14 protein-coding genes are annotated in these 14,494 nt (G+C 39.6%); 7 read left to right on the top strand and 7 right to left on the bottom strand.

Going from position 1 to position 14,494, the window contains the following annotated elements; genetic code table 11:
* The 7 genes from ACLTU0_RS07005 to ACLTU0_RS06975 form a co-directional block, all read left to right on the top strand.
* On the top strand, positions 1-3,100 hold a 3,100-nt coding region (locus ACLTU0_RS07005), incomplete at its 5' end, for a DNA polymerase III subunit alpha (protein WP_412321789.1).
* 130 nt (positions 3,101-3,230) lie between these two features.
* Positions 3,231-3,443 carry a trp RNA-binding attenuation protein MtrB gene (mtrB, locus tag ACLTU0_RS07000; protein ID WP_022230418.1) on the top strand — a complete coding sequence of 71 codons (213 nt, stop codon included), beginning with the start codon at positions 3,231-3,233 and terminating at the stop codon, positions 3,441-3,443.
* 30 nt (positions 3,444-3,473) lie between these two features.
* Positions 3,474-3,674 (top strand): hypothetical protein, encoded by a 201-nt coding sequence (locus ACLTU0_RS06995; RefSeq protein WP_022230419.1) that lies wholly within the window; start codon positions 3,474-3,476, stop codon positions 3,672-3,674.
* 25 nt (positions 3,675-3,699) lie between these two features.
* Positions 3,700-4,677: a 6-phosphofructokinase gene (gene pfkA / locus ACLTU0_RS06990; protein WP_022230420.1), complete on the top strand. Its 978-nt coding sequence runs from the start codon at positions 3,700-3,702 to the stop codon at positions 4,675-4,677.
* A 115-nt stretch (positions 4,678-4,792) separates the two neighbouring features.
* Positions 4,793-6,547: a pyruvate kinase gene (gene pyk, locus ACLTU0_RS06985; RefSeq protein WP_412321787.1), complete on the top strand. Its 1,755-nt coding sequence runs from the start codon at positions 4,793-4,795 to the stop codon at positions 6,545-6,547.
* 57 nt (positions 6,548-6,604) lie between these two features.
* On the top strand, positions 6,605-7,027 hold the full coding sequence (locus ACLTU0_RS06980; protein ID WP_337600024.1) for an acyl-CoA thioesterase: 423 nt from the start codon (positions 6,605-6,607) through the stop codon (positions 7,025-7,027).
* Between the two features lie 3 nt (positions 7,028-7,030).
* Positions 7,031-7,987 carry an NAD(P)-dependent oxidoreductase gene (locus tag ACLTU0_RS06975; protein WP_412321786.1) on the top strand — a complete coding sequence of 319 codons (957 nt, stop codon included), beginning with the start codon at positions 7,031-7,033 and terminating at the stop codon, positions 7,985-7,987.
* Between the two features lie 255 nt (positions 7,988-8,242).
* Here the strand turns inward: ACLTU0_RS06975 and ACLTU0_RS06970 are convergent, their stop codons facing one another.
* From ACLTU0_RS06970 to ACLTU0_RS06940, 7 genes are all read right to left on the bottom strand, one after another.
* The gene (locus tag ACLTU0_RS06970) at positions 8,243-8,854 is read right to left on the bottom strand and encodes a hypothetical protein (protein WP_412321784.1); all 612 of its coding nucleotides are present in this window, start codon (positions 8,852-8,854) and stop codon (positions 8,243-8,245) included.
* 18 nt (positions 8,855-8,872) lie between these two features.
* Entirely contained in the window at positions 8,873-9,562 is a 690-nt protein-coding gene (locus ACLTU0_RS06965; protein ID WP_412321782.1) for a hypothetical protein, read from the bottom strand.
* Positions 9,563-9,577: 15 nt separating this feature from the next.
* Positions 9,578-10,459 (bottom strand): 4-(cytidine 5'-diphospho)-2-C-methyl-D-erythritol kinase, encoded by an 882-nt coding sequence (gene ispE / locus ACLTU0_RS06960; RefSeq protein WP_412321780.1) that lies wholly within the window; start codon positions 10,457-10,459, stop codon positions 9,578-9,580.
* A gap of 17 nt (positions 10,460-10,476) precedes the next feature.
* Positions 10,477-11,280, bottom strand: a complete 804-nt coding sequence (locus ACLTU0_RS06955; protein WP_022230438.1) for a TlyA family RNA methyltransferase — start codon at positions 11,278-11,280, stop codon at positions 10,477-10,479.
* 13 nt (positions 11,281-11,293) lie between these two features.
* Positions 11,294-13,129 carry a 1-deoxy-D-xylulose-5-phosphate synthase gene (gene dxs, locus ACLTU0_RS06950; protein ID WP_412321778.1) on the bottom strand — a complete coding sequence of 612 codons (1,836 nt, stop codon included), beginning with the start codon at positions 13,127-13,129 and terminating at the stop codon, positions 11,294-11,296.
* 19 nt (positions 13,130-13,148) lie between these two features.
* Positions 13,149-13,733, bottom strand: coding sequence for a hypothetical protein (locus ACLTU0_RS06945; protein WP_412321776.1), 585 nt, complete (start codon positions 13,731-13,733; stop codon positions 13,149-13,151).
* 129 nt (positions 13,734-13,862) lie between these two features.
* Positions 13,863-14,093 carry a hypothetical protein gene (locus tag ACLTU0_RS06940; protein ID WP_147364915.1) on the bottom strand — a complete coding sequence of 77 codons (231 nt, stop codon included), beginning with the start codon at positions 14,091-14,093 and terminating at the stop codon, positions 13,863-13,865.
* Positions 14,094-14,494: the final 401 nt, after the last annotated feature.

Genomic DNA, 14,494 nt, shown 5'->3' with positions numbered 1-14,494 from the left:
GCTTAAAGAGCATAGCGAGGGTATTATCGCACTGTCGGCTTGTATTGCGGGTGAAGTGCCGAAAGCATTGCTTAGAGGCGACTATGACGAAGCAAAAAAAATCGCTTTAAAATATGCGGAGGTTTTGGGTAAGGATAATTATTTCCTTGAAATTCAAGACCACGGACTCAGCGAACAAAAGAGAATAATTCCGGATATGTTGAGATTGTCGGAGGAAACGGGTATCGGACTTGTTGCGACAAACGATATACACTATTTGAAAAAAGAGGACGCAAAGTATCAGGACGTTTTGATGTGTATTCAAATGGAAAAAAAGGTTGACGATCCCGACAGGATGAAGTTTGAAACGGAAGAATTTTATATTAAGTCACCGGAAGAAATGACGTCGCTTTTTGAATATGTGCCGCAAGCGATTGAGAATACGGAAAAAATCGCAAAGAGATGTAATGTTGATTTTGATTTCGGTACAAGGCACTTGCCTGCTTATGCAGTGCCGGACGGTAAGAACGCGTTTGAATATTTACGTGAACTTTGTCAAAGCGGTCTTGAAAAACGATATTCACCTGTATCGGACGAATTACAGAAACGTCTTGATTACGAACTCGGTGTAATAAAAAGTATGGGGTTTGTGGACTACTTTCTTATTGTATGGGACTTCATACATTTTGCAAAAAATAACGGTGTTATGGTCGGACCGGGACGTGGAAGTGCGGCAGGCAGTATCGTTGCGTACAGTCTTGGCATAACAACGGTTGACCCGATAAAATACGGACTTATTTTTGAACGTTTCTTAAATCCCGAACGTGTAAGTATGCCCGATATTGATATAGACTTTGCGCCAAACGGCAGACAGAAGATTATAGATTACGTTGTTGAAAAATACGGTGAAGGGCAGGTTGCACAGATAATTACATTCGGTACAATGAAAGCAAAACTTGCGATTCGTGATGTCGGACGTGCTCTTGATATACCGTATGCGGAGGTTGACAAAGTTGCGAAACTTGTGCCGTTTGATTTGAAAATGACGATAAGCAAAGCACTTGACATAAGTACGGAACTTCACGCACTTTATGAAAATGATCCCCAAATAAAGGAATTGCTTGATACTTCAATGGCACTTGAGGGACTTCCGCGTCACGCGTCAACGCATGCGGCAGGTGTGGTTATAACAAGTGAGCCGATAGTCAATTATGTGCCGTTGCAGTTAAACAGTGAAAATTTTATAACGACGCAGTTTACGAAAGATACGGTTGAAAATCTCGGCCTTTTGAAAATGGACTTTTTGGGACTTAGAAACCTTACCGTAATTGAAAACGCAGTGAAAATTATCAAGCGTACAAGGGGTATTGACCTCAATATGGACGAGATTGATTATGACTGTAAGGAAGTATATGAACTTATTTCAAGCGGTAATACAGACGGCGTATTTCAGCTTGAAAGTGCCGGAATGCAGTCATTTATGCAGGAATTAAAGCCTGATACGCTTGAAGATGTTATAGCGGGTATTGCACTTTATCGACCGGGTCCGATGGAACAAATTCCGCGATATATAAAAAGTAAGAAAAATCCAAAAACAATTAAATATAAGCACCCGCTTTTGAAAAATATTCTTGACGTTACATACGGCTGTATGGTGTATCAGGAACAGGTGCTTGAAATTGTGCGTACACTTGCGGGATATTCGCTCGGTAAGGCTGACTCTATGAGAAGAGTTATAAGTAAGAAAAAAGCCGACCAAATGGTTATTGAACGTAAAAACTTTATTTATGGCAGTGACGACGGAGATATACCGGGTTGTATCAAAAACGGAATTGACGAACAGACGGCAATTTCGATATTTGACGAAATAAACGATTTCGCAAATTATGCTTTCAACAAATCACACGCGGCGGCATATGCATTTGTAACGTATCAGACCGCATATTTAAAGACGTTTTATCCCGTTGAATATATGGCGTCACTTATATCGAGTATTGATGACCTTGACAAGATAAACCATTATATCGCAAACTGCAAGGAAATGGGGATCGACCGTTTGCCGCCTGACGTAAATAAAAGTGAGGATACGTTTACTGTTGAAAATAACAGTATTCGTTTTGGATTGTCGGCGGTTAAAAATGTCGGTCGTGCGATGATTTTAAATCTTGTCAATGAGCGTAAGAATAACGGCGAATTTAAAACCTTTTCTGATTTTATCGATCGTATGGCAGGTCGGGATATGAATAAACGTGCGCTTGAGGGATTGATTTCGTGCGGTGCGTTTGATTCCATGGGCGTTAAACGTTCACAGCTTTTGGCTGTTTACGAAAAAGCACTTGACGGTACGGCAAAAGCCGCAAGGGATAATGTTGCGGGTCAAATGTCGCTTTTTGATACAATCGAAGAACAAAGTGAAATGCAATTTCCGAATATTGACGAACTTGACAAAAAGACGATGTTAAAGATGGAAAAACAGTCTACCGGACTATATTTTTCCGGACATCCGATGGAGGAATATACGGATAAAATAAAAAAACTTACAAAATATAATATAAGCGATGTTTTAACCAGTGTGCATAAAGACGAGGACGGCAACTATCATGCGGTTGAGGGCGGACTTCAGGACGGCGATATGATGATTATATGCGCCGCCATAGCGTCAAGAAAAAATAAAACGACACGTTCAAATGCACAGATGGCTTTTCTTAATGTGGAGGACGTATACGGCTCTGTCGAATGTATAGTATTTCCTAAAGTTCTGAATGAATTTTCACCGCTTTTGCAGGAAGACAATCTTGTTGCGATAGCTTGCAGATTGTCGATAAGGGAAGACGAGGCACCTAAAATATTAATGCAGTCCGTTCAGCTTTTGGACGAGGCACTTATGGCAAAAAAAGAGCCGAAAAGACTGTACATTCAGCTTGAAACGAGAAATGACGAAAATTTGAAAAACGTAGAAAAGTATCTGTCACCGTATCAAGGTGATATGGAAGTAAGACTTTTCTTTAAAGATACAAGAAAAATGTCGTCTGTACCGAGAAGATTATGGTTTAACGGTACAGAAAATGCAATTTATGACTTAAAAAATATCTTCGGAGAGGATAATGTTAAAATAAAGTAGCAATATTCACGAAAACATAAACTTGCATAATTAAAAATTTTATTGTATTTACTCTTGAAATATTTTGCGAAATGCTATATTATATTATAGATGTAGTATTTTGCAAAATTACCGAAACGAGGTATTAATTATGGATGAGTATATTGTAGTAAAAGCACTTGAAAACGGTGTGAATATTATAGGGCTTACAAGCGGCAAGGATACAAAGTTTCATCATACGGAGAAACTTGATAAGGGAGAGGTATTTCTTGCTCAATTCACAGATGTTACAACAGCAATAAAGATTAACGGTGCTGCTGAGATATACACGAAACATGGTAAGCTAATGTCAGATGCGAGATAAGGTTTGCCTTATCGGCAGGAGGTTTATTTTATGTGGACAGTAATTTATGTATCGCAGTCAATCGAAACAGCAAAAAAGCTTATAGATGTACTTTTGACGAATAAAGTAATTTCCAAATTAAGACGCACAAATAACTGCAATGGAAATGAGAGTAGTTGTTACGAGGTACTTGTACCGAGTACGGAGCTGGAAACAGCACAGGATTTAATTTTTGAAAACGAACTGTTTTAAAAAATCGTGGGAGGATTGACAAATTATGGAGAACAAAAATGTAAGAACAATAGGTGTTTTAACCAGTGGTGGTGACGCACCGGGAATGAATGCGGCAATTCGTTCGGTTGTCAGAGTAGGTTCATATTACGGACTTAAAGTCTTTGGTGTAAGACGTGGATATAACGGTCTTATAAACGGTGAATTGGAAGAAATGAATGCAAGATCTGTTTCTGAAATTCTTCAAAGAGGCGGAACTATTCTTCAAACAGCGCGTTGTCTTGAATTTAAGGAAGAGGCAGGCGTAAAGAAAGCTGTTGAGATTGCAAAGGTATTCGGTCTTGACGGTCTTGTTGTCGTCGGCGGTGACGGTTCATTCAGAGGCGCGAGAGATTTATGTGCGGCAGGTCTTCCGACTATCGCACTTCCTGGTACAATCGACAATGACATCAGTTGCAGTGAGTATACAGTTGGTTACGATACTTGTCTTAACACTGTTAAAGACGCAGTCGATAAAATCAGAGATACGGCACAGAGCCACGAAAGATGTTCAATCATCGAAGTAATGGGCAGAGCGGCAGGTTATATTGCTATTCAGGCAGGTATCGCTTGCGGTGCTGAGGTTATTCTTGTTCCTGAAAGAAAGTGGAGTTTTGACGAAGACGTACTTCGTCCTATTCTTGAGAGTAAATCAAGAGGAAGAAAGCACTCTATTATTATCGTTGCCGAAGGTATCGGCGGTGTTATTGAAATGGCTAAAGAAATCGAAGAAAAGACAGGCATTGAATCAAGAGCTACTATTCTTGGTCACGTTCAAAGAGGTGGCAGTCCGACAGTTCGTGACAGAGTTGTGGCAAGTGAAATGGGTTGTAAGGCGGTTGAGCTTTTACTTGAAGGTAAGCAGAACAGAATCGTATGTATGCAACAACATGAAATTGTTGATGTTGATATTGAAGAAGGTCTTGCAATGAAGAAAGAATTGCCTCAGAATTTAGTTGATTTAGCAAAGAAGTTAACAGTATAATATATGAGGCGGACATTTTGTCCGCCTTTTGTTAGATGAGGCTAAAAAACAAACGGTTACGTTTGATATAAGAGAGAATGGGGTATAACACTTATTAAAGGAGTAGAATAGATTTATGAGAAGAACAAAAATTATTTGTACAATGGGTCCGGCGACCGACAACGAAGATGTGCTTAGGGATTTGATGCTTAACGGTATGGACGTTGCGCGTCTTAATTTTTCACACGGAAGTCATGAAGAAGCATTAGAAAGAATCAACAGAATTAAAAAGGTCAGAGATGAACTTAACATTCCTGTTGCAATTTTGCTTGACACAAAAGGCCCCGAAGTTCGTATAAAGGACTTTAAAGAAGGCAAGGTTGAACTTAAAGAAGGTCAAAAGTTCACTTTGTGCACAGATGACGTTGTGGGTGACGAAAATCAAGTTTCTATCACTTATGCAAATCTTCCGAATGACGTTAAGGTGGGAAGTAAAATTCTTATTGACGACGGTCTTATTGAGATGGAAGTTATCAGCGTAAAGAATAGCAAAATTCTTTGTAAGGTTAAAAACGGCGGAGTTGTTTCAAATAAAAAAGGTGTTAACGTCCCAAATGTCGCACTTTCAATGCCTTATATGAGCAAAAAAGATATTGACGATATTCTTTTCGGTATCGAGCAGGACGTTGATTTTATTGCGGCGTCATTCGTAAGAACTGCCGATGACATAAGAGAAATTAAAACTCTCTTGAGAGATAACGGCGGAAGAGATATAAGAATAATCGCAAAGATTGAAAATGCCGAGGGTGTTGATAATATTGATGATATTATTCGTGAAACTCACGGTATAATGGTTGCGAGAGGTGATATGGGCGTTGAAATTGATATGCATGACTTGCCTGTGCTTCAAAAGAGCCTTATCAAGAAAACATACAGAGCAGGTAAGGTTGTTATTACGGCAACACAAATGCTTGATTCAATGATAAGAAACCCAAGACCGACAAGAGCGGAGGCAACTGACGTTGCAAATGCAATTTATGACGGTACAAGTGCGATTATGCTTTCGGGTGAAACGGCTATCGGAAAATATCCGGTTGAAACGGTCAAGACAATGGCAACAATCGCGGAAAGAACGGAAAATGATATTGACTATGTAAAACGTCTTGACAGAATGAATTTCGATTCGCGTATGGACGTTACAAACGCTATCAGCCATGCTACTTGTACAACGGCACATGATTTGCACGCGGCGGCTATAATTGCGTTGACATATTCGGGCGGTACTGCAATGCAGCTTTCAAAGTTCAGACCTACTTGTCCGATTATTGCACCGACATTGAGTGTAAAAGCAAGACGTCAGCTTAATCTTTCGTGGGGCGTTATCCCGATTATGAGTGAAACAAGAAAGAATACCGACGAACTTTTTGACCATGCGGTTGAATGTGCTCAAAAGACAGGTCTTATCAAAGACGGCGACCTTGTTGTTATAACAGGAGGTGCACCTATGGGCGTTGCGGGTACGACTAATATTATGAAAGTTCACCTTGTCGGTCATATACTTGTAAGCGGCCGTGGACTTGATTCGATTAATGCAACGGCTAATGTATGTGTTGCTACAAGCTACGAAGAACTTAAAAATAGTTTCTGTGACGGTGATATTGTTGTAACAAACAACGTCACAAAGAATATGATACCTATTTTGAAAAAATCAGCAGGTATTATTTCTGAAGAAGTGGGCGAGGCGAATAATGCAAGCGTGCTTGCGGTTGCACTTGATATTCCTGTAATTGTTGCGGCGGCAGGTGCCACAAAAGTACTAAAGAGCGGCACGACCATTACAATGGACGCAAAACGCGGACTTGTTTATTCGGGAATGGAAGAGATAAATTGAGCTTGCCAGCAAAATGTCGACAGCTCCAAATAATATACATCGGAAAGGAAAAGAAAAATGGCATTTGTAAGTGAAACGCATTTGACAGTAAGATACGCAGAAACCGATATGATGGGAATTGTCCATCATTCGAGATATTATCCTTGGTTTGAAGTTGCGAGAACGGATTTCATCAAAAAAATCGGTATGAGCTATACCGAAATGGAGAAAATGGGGATAATGTTACCGCTTACCGAAACAGCTGCAAAGTATTATTACGGTTTAAAATATGAGGACGAAGTGCTTGTAACTTGTAAAATGACAAAGCTTACCGTTGCAAGATGTGAATTCACTTACGAAGTCTATAAACTTCCGGAAAAGAAGCTTATGACTGTCGGAAAGACCGGTCACGGATTTGTAAACCGTGAATTTGTACCGATAAATCTTAAAAAGCTATATCCTGAAATATGGAACAAAATGCACGACCTTTTGGAGGATTAAAATATGAAAATAGTAATCCTTGACGCAAAGACGCTTGGTGACGATATTGAATTTTCTGTGTTTAATAAGTTGGGTGATGTGAGCGTATATCAAACAACGTCATCTCTGCAGCTTAAAGACAGAATAAAGGACGCCGATATTATAATCGTAAACAAAATCAGACTTAACAAAGATAATTTGACCGACGCAAAAAAATTGAAATTGATATGCGTTACGGCAACAGGTTATGATAATATTGATATAAATTATTGTTGGCACAAGGGAATAGGTGTGTGCAACGTAAAAGGCTATTCAACCGATTCCGTTGCACAGATTACCGTTTCTATGGCATTGTCATTGGCAAGTCATTTGAATGAATTTAATAACTATGTCAAAAGCGGAAAGTATATGATAAGCGGTGTGCAAAACCACTTGAAACCGTATTTTAATGAGCTTAAAGGTAAGACTTGGGGTGTAATCGGACTTGGTAATATCGGTCAGAGAACGGCTGATATTGCTTATGCACTCAGTATGAAAATCGTGTCAAATTCACGCAGATACCATGAGGGTTATGAGTGGCTTGAACTTGATGAATTGTGTAAAGTTGCGGATATTATATCCGTTCATGTACCGCTTACAAGTCAAACTAAAGGTATGATAGACGAAAAACGCATTTCATTAATGAAAGACGGTGTTATATTTATTAATGTTTCACGCGGTGCTGTGGCAGATGAAAACGCACTTGTTACGGCGGTTGAAAACGGCAAAATAGGCGGACTGGGTGTTGATGTGTATTCGGTTGAGCCGATTACGAATGACAGCCCGTACAATCGGATTTTAGACCGCAGTAATGTTATATTAACTCCGCATATGGCATGGGGTGCGTATGAAGCGAGAGTCAGATGTATGAATGAGATTGTTAAGAATATAGAAACGTTTATGATGGGCGGTAAACGCAACAGAGTAGATATTGATATATAAACAAAAGTGTCTACACACCGGCAGAGGTCGAGAAATTAGTTCGGATTTTGTGAAAATGAACTCGTCGGCGTACGATGGTACGTTAGAGTTTATTTTCGCAAAAAGTGCACAGGCAAGCCGTATATCGAAGATAGGCTTGCCTGTTATTTGTTATAGCTATAAATTAAATTGTAAAATATAAAAAATAATATTTTGCACGTTCCGGACAATTTGTCGACAGTCTGCGGGGACACTAAATTTTAGTGTCCCTTCTTGCTAATTTGATTTAATTTCAGTTAATTTAATATCATCAGTCGCTTTGATTTTTTCTTTTTCGGAAAGTGTAAATGAATACGAATTATTATAAGCAACGGCCAAATCTTCGCTTACACGAGCTTTACTGCCTGATGAATAAATTACAAGAGTTCCCGTACCTGTGGCGATGTATCGTCCGGCAGGGATTTCTGACGGGCAAGTATAGCTTTGGTCTTTCTTTAATGTATATGTTTTGCCTGTCTTTTCGGTTGTTTGTAATGACGAGTTTTGATTTTGCAGTTCCTCAATTTGTGAGTCGAGTTCAGATGACTTTTGATTTAATTCGGTAATGTCGTTTTTTAATTTGTCATTCTTTTTCTTTGCCTCCATAAAGTAATTATTTATGGTGGTTTTTGTACTCAATTCCGAATTTAGGTCATTTATCTGACTTTCCAAATCATTTTTTGTATCGGTAAGTGATGATGTATTTTCTTCAAGTGCAGATATTTGAGTTTTCAGTTTTTCTGTTGCAAGAGAATTTGTGTCAAAATAGTTGCCGAGTGAAAAACAAACCACACCGATTATAATCGTGAAAAACGAAAGTATTATAACATATAATTTTTTTTGCGTCATAATCGTCATATCCTTTCATTATTTTATCGGAATAAATTGAGCCTTGCCCTTGATTTTTATTGTTTCATCATCGTTTAATACGTAATCTTTTCCGTCAGCGGTTAAATTCGAGTTTACTCTTGCTTTTCCTGATGACGAAATCGCAATACTTCCAGAACCCATAATTGTATATTTACCGGCTTTTATATTTTCTCCGACTGCGTAAGTACCCGATGTCAAAGTTAAAGTTGATTGAGAAGTCGATGATACTTGGTTATTCAAGGAATCGAATGTGCTTTGCTTTGTATTGACCGTATTTTGCAATTCCTCTTTTTCTTTTTCGAGTTTATCGTTTTCGTCATTTATTTTTTCAAGACCGTTTTGCGACGTTGTAAATTCTTCATAGTTTTTTTTCTTATCGGCTAAATCCGAATTAAGAGTATTTATTTCATCGGAAAGCGATGAATAATTGTTTTGTGCCGTAATATATTCCGAATTTGTATTTTGTAATTTTTCAAGTCGTTTTGTTATTTTGTTATCGTTTTTCGGTATGAAAAAACCGACAAAAAATACTCCCAAAATAATCACAATACATACTGCCGATGATATTTTTATAAACAGCGGTGATAAATCCTTTGCGAGATTATCCCAATATGCAAACTTGATTTTTTTATTGTTTGTCGGTTGTTCGTCAATGATTACTTCTATAATATCCTTGTCTTTCTCCAAAAATAATCACCTCGTTTAATTTAAAACTTGCGTAAGAAATACATCCTTAAACTGATAAGCAAAACTGTCGGCGGATTTTTTTGCCTTTTCAAAATCGTCAAAAATACCGAAAACTGTCGGACCGGAACCGCTCATAACGGCATTAACGGCGCCGTTCATAATCATTTTGGTTTTGATACCGCCGACAATCGGATACATTTTAGCGGTCACGTTTTCCATAACGTTGCAAAGCCTGTCTGCAACGCCGTAAAGATCGTTATTATTTAAAGAGTCAATCATTCCGTCTGTGTCGGGACGAATTTCGATAGGTGCGTTGTCAATTTGTTCGTAAATAAGTGCCGTAGATACGTTGATAGGCGGTTTTACGAGTAAGATGTACGCATTCGGCATAGGGGAGAGCGGTTTTAAAATTTCACCGATACCCTCCGCAAGCTGTGTACCGCCGTCAAAACAGTACGGCACATCTGCACCGAGTGACGCACCGATATGCATAAGCTCATCATTAGAAAGAGGATTGCCGTGGAGCATATTTATTGCGGTAAGAACCGCCGCACAATTACCGCTGCCGCCGGCAAGCCCTGCGGCTACGGGTATATTTTTGTGAATTACGATTTTTGCACCGCTGCGAATACCTGTCGCTTTAAAAAATGCGTCTGCCGCTTTATAGGCGATGTTTTTTTCATTGCAAGGCAAATACGGCAAATTTGTTGAAATAGAAATACCCCTGTGCGTTTTATCGACTAAAATAAGGTCAAACAGCGATACTGTCTGCATAATCATTTTAATGTCGTGATAACCGTTTTCGCGTTTTGAAAGTACGTCAAGTGTAAGATTTATTTTTGCATATGAACGTGTTATCGCACGTCTGCCTGTTAAAACTGTATTTTCGGCAAGCATTTCTGTTCATTCCTTTCTTAAAGCAGATTGTGTGATTTGTCTACTATTTCTTGTATTTTTTCATCTGTGATGTTATCCTCACATTCGGCTTTTTTCAAATATGCAAGATATTCAATGTTGCCCTCCGGACCTTTGATAGGTGAGAATGAAAGACCTGCAACGTGCAAATCAATACTTCGTGCGAAGTCAAGAATTTTCTTTATAACTTCATAGTGTACCTTTATGTCTTTTACAACACCTTTTTTACCGACCTGTTCACGTCCTGCCTCGAATTGTGGCTTTATAAGTGCGACAATTTCGCCGTTATCGGCAAGAAGTGTTTTTGCAACGGGTAGTACAAGTTTAAGCGAAATAAATGACACGTCAACAGACGCAAAATCAATTTCTTCGCCAATGTCCTCAGGTGTCACATAGCGGATATTGGTACGCTCCATATTTACGACTCTTTCGTCCTGACGTAATTTCCACGCGAACTGACCGTAGCCGACGTCAACGGCGAATACCTTAACAGCACCGTTTTGGAGCATACAATCGGTGAACCCGCCTGTTGACGCACCTATGTCCATTGTGGTTTTACCCTCAAGGGTAATCGGAAATTCCTGCATAGCTTTTTCAAGTTTTAATCCGCCGCGGCTTACATATTTTAAAGTTTCGCCGCGAATTTCCGCAACGGTTGTATCTTCGTCAACCATCTGTCCGGCTTTGTCGCATTTTTGGTTTTTTACATACACTTGTCCTGCCATAATTAGAGCCTTCGCTCTTTCACGGCTTTGTACCTGTCCGTTTTTGACAAGAAGTGCGTCAAGTCTTATTTTTCCCATAGTTCTTATCCTTTTAATTTATTTTTGATGCAATCGTCTTTGCATCAAGTCCGTATAATTTATCAAGTTCATCTATTGAGCCGTGCGTAATCGGTTGGTCGGGGAAAGCAAATATTTTAAATTTGCAGTCGATATGGTTTTCTTCAAGCAATGTGCCTATCATACTTCCCATACCGCCGATTTTTACGTTGTCCTCAATGGTTATAACGCTGCCTGTCTTTTTTGCCGACTCGATTATGCTCTTTGTATCGAGCGGTTTTATTGTAGGCATAGCTAAAATTTCAACTGATTTTGTTGTAAGTTTTGCAACTTCTTCGGCACGTTTAACCATTCTGCCTGTTGCGATAATTGTAACATCCGAGCCGTTTTGTATGCACTGTGCTTGTCCCAAAGTGAAAGCGGAAGGCACGTTTTCAGCCTCTGTTCCGCCGCGTGGGTAACGTATTGCAATCGGTGCATTAAATTTATTGATTGCAAAATCAAGCATATATTCAAGCTGATCGAGCGTGGCAGGTGAAAGAATTGTCATATTCGGCATATGTGATAAGTACGAAATATCGTATACACCCTGGTGTGTTTCACCGTCTGCGCCGACTATACCGGCACGGTCGATAGGAAATACAACGTGAAGTTTTTGCAGACAGACGTCGTGCAAAGTTTGGTCGTATGCACGTTGCAAGAATGATGAATACAACGGTATAACAGGAGTGTATCCGACCGTTGCCAGTCCTGCTGAAAGTGTAACACCGTGCTGTTCGGCAATACCGACATCAAAAAATCTGTATTTATATTGCTCTTGAAATTCGTCAAGTCCTGTGCCGTTAGGCATTGCACCTGTGATTGCAACTATTTTCTTGTTGTTTTTCGCTAATCTGACAAGCGTATTGCCAAATCTTGCACTGTATGTTTCACTGCCTTTTTTCGTTTCGCCCGTAGCTTTGTCAAAAGGTGATATGCCGTGGAATTTTTGCGGATTGTTTTCCGCCGGGGCATAACCTTTGCCCTTTTTCGTGTGGACGTGTATAAAGACAGGTCGTTTTTCTTCTTTTGCGTATTCAAGACATTGTATAATTTCTGTTAGATTGTGACCGTCAACAGGTCCCATATATATAAATCCCATATCGTCAAAAATCGTTGTAGGGATTACAAGCCTGCGGAAGAAACGTTTTATTTGCTTTAATATATTTGCGGTAGGTTTGCCTATTGTAGGCATTTTTTTTAAAAAATTTTCAACCGCGTGTTTTGAGCGAAAATAAAAAGGCGACATTCTGAGTGAACGCAAGTGTTTTGACACCGCACCGACATTTTTTGAAATAGACATTGCGTTGTCGTTCAAAATAAGTATAAGCGGTGTTTTTGAATGACCTGCGTCATTCATAGCCTCGTACATCATACCGCCCGTAAGAGCACCGTCACCGAATACTGAAATTACATTGTAATTGTCACCGGCAAGGTCACGCCCTCTGGCAATACCGAGTGCGGCTGAAATTGAAGTTGAGCTGTGACCGGTATTAAATATGTCACAATCACTTTCACTTGTTTTCGGAAATCCCGACATTCCGCCGAACTGACGGAGCGACTTGAACCCGTCTTTTCTTCCTGTAAGAATTTTATGCACATAAGACTGATGACCTACGTCAAAGACAATCTTATCTTCAGGCACATTAAAAACAGTGTGAATAGCAACGGTCAATTCAACAATCCCCAAGTTTGAGGCGAGATGACCGCCGGTTTCCGATACACTGTCAATCAGAAACTCGCGAATTTCACTGCAAAGAGTTTTCAATTCGTCTTTATTTAATTTTTTCAAATCATCGGGTGATTCGATTTTATTTAAAATTTTCTCCATCACCAATGCCCCATTAATGTTATTTGCAACGTTTAAAAACACTCATTATTTTTCCAACCGTAAAAACGATTGAGTTACCGTTATTCATAGAGATTCCCTTAGACATAGCTTTACCGCCGATAGTAAGAGAACTGACAATACCTGTAAGTATAAGGCTCGGCAATATACCGCTCAGGTTAAATTTTGCGACAAGTTCCGAAACAATAAGAGTTGTCGTTGCACCGGAAATAATTCCGGCAATATCGCCGATTACGTCACAGCATAAGTTTGCAAGTTGAGGTGCGTGACGTATTACGGAAATACTTTCTCTTGCACCTTTGACTTTGCGTGCCGCAAGGGAATGAAAAGGCTTTTCTTCCGCAGACTGAACAGCCGTACCAATCATATCGAATAAAATATTTATTGCAATGATAGTGAACAAAACTATAAATGCAAAAAATAAATTGAGCGATTGCATCGCAACCGATGTTATAAGACTGAATACCAATGACAGCACGAACGAAAGGAAGATTACGAAAATCGTCCATTTGTGTGAAGTCGAAACATTTGAATCAGGTTTTGGTACTTTAAATTTTTTTCGCCTGTGAGAGTCAGATTTATCCAAGTTTGTAAATCTCCTTTTCTATAATAATAAATCGGCAAAATGCCGATCAAGAATTTCAATATTTAAAATAGGGTAATGAACAGAGTAAAGTTTGCGGCATAGGTCCGGTTGGCTTTCCCATAAATCTGCTTAATCGTCGCCGAAAAAGCGGTTTCCCATTAAAGACTTATACTGTTTTGTAGTTACCGGATTGCCACTGAGTCCGCACTGCAATCCCCTGTTCATCCAATTACGACAGCCTAGAAGTTTTCCCAAACAGCCTGAGCTTTCCGTATCCTCTTTTGCAAATATGGTTTCAAGACGCATTGCCTTTTTGCCACTGGCCGAGCGGCGAAAAAGTTTTGGGCGTCTATCCGCCATATCCACTCAAGGCTGGCTACGCTGCCCACAGCATTCATACCACGTCCCTTGTGAGGACGTGAATTACTAACCGCAAAACAGGTTTTCCCCTATGCCGTAACGACTTGCTCCCTTAGGAGGTATGGGCCGCCACAGTCATAGGCCTCCACGGAAAAGGGGGTAAGGTTACCATGCCGTTGGAAACCGCCCCTAAACCTTAACTCCCAGCATCAGCCCCGAACTGGGCGTTCAAAGCAAAACACCAGAAACTTCATCGATGTGCCATTTGGCGGATTTTTAGGCCCGCTTTCCGAAGAGCCGTACTGACTAGGATACTGCACCACTATTAATTGTAATTAAATATAACATATTTTTTGTGAAAAGTCAACAAACCAAAAAAAAATTTACAATTTATATATATT

This window comes from Hominilimicola sp. (genome assembly GCF_046972485.1).
GTDB classification, from domain to species: Bacteria; Bacillota; Clostridia; order UBA1381; family UBA1381; genus Hominilimicola; species Hominilimicola fabiformis.
This window is presented reverse-complemented; position numbering and strand designations above follow the sequence as displayed.

Excerpts from the sequence above, each read along its gene's own strand:
- dxs (WP_412321778.1), bottom strand. The coding sequence starts at position 13,129 with ATGGAGAAAATTTTAAATAAAATCGAATCACCCGATGATTTGAAAAAA.
- mtrB (WP_022230418.1), top strand. The coding sequence starts at position 3,231 with ATGGATGAGTATATTGTAGTAAAAGCACTTGAAAACGGTGTGAATATT.
- ACLTU0_RS06975 (WP_412321786.1), top strand. The coding sequence starts at position 7,031 with ATGAAAATAGTAATCCTTGACGCAAAGACGCTTGGTGACGATATTGAA.
- pyk (WP_412321787.1), top strand. The coding sequence starts at position 4,793 with ATGAGAAGAACAAAAATTATTTGTACAATGGGTCCGGCGACCGACAAC.
- ACLTU0_RS06940 (WP_147364915.1), bottom strand. The coding sequence starts at position 14,093 with ATGGCGGATAGACGCCCAAAACTTTTTCGCCGCTCGGCCAGTGGCAAA.
- ACLTU0_RS06955 (WP_022230438.1), bottom strand. The coding sequence starts at position 11,280 with ATGGGAAAAATAAGACTTGACGCACTTCTTGTCAAAAACGGACAGGTA.
- ACLTU0_RS06970 (WP_412321784.1), bottom strand. The coding sequence starts at position 8,854 with ATGACGCAAAAAAAATTATATGTTATAATACTTTCGTTTTTCACGATT.
- ispE (WP_412321780.1), bottom strand. The coding sequence starts at position 10,459 with ATGCTTGCCGAAAATACAGTTTTAACAGGCAGACGTGCGATAACACGT.
- ACLTU0_RS06995 (WP_022230419.1), top strand. The coding sequence starts at position 3,474 with ATGTGGACAGTAATTTATGTATCGCAGTCAATCGAAACAGCAAAAAAG.
- ACLTU0_RS06980 (WP_337600024.1), top strand. The coding sequence starts at position 6,605 with ATGGCATTTGTAAGTGAAACGCATTTGACAGTAAGATACGCAGAAACC.
- pfkA (WP_022230420.1), top strand. The coding sequence starts at position 3,700 with ATGGAGAACAAAAATGTAAGAACAATAGGTGTTTTAACCAGTGGTGGT.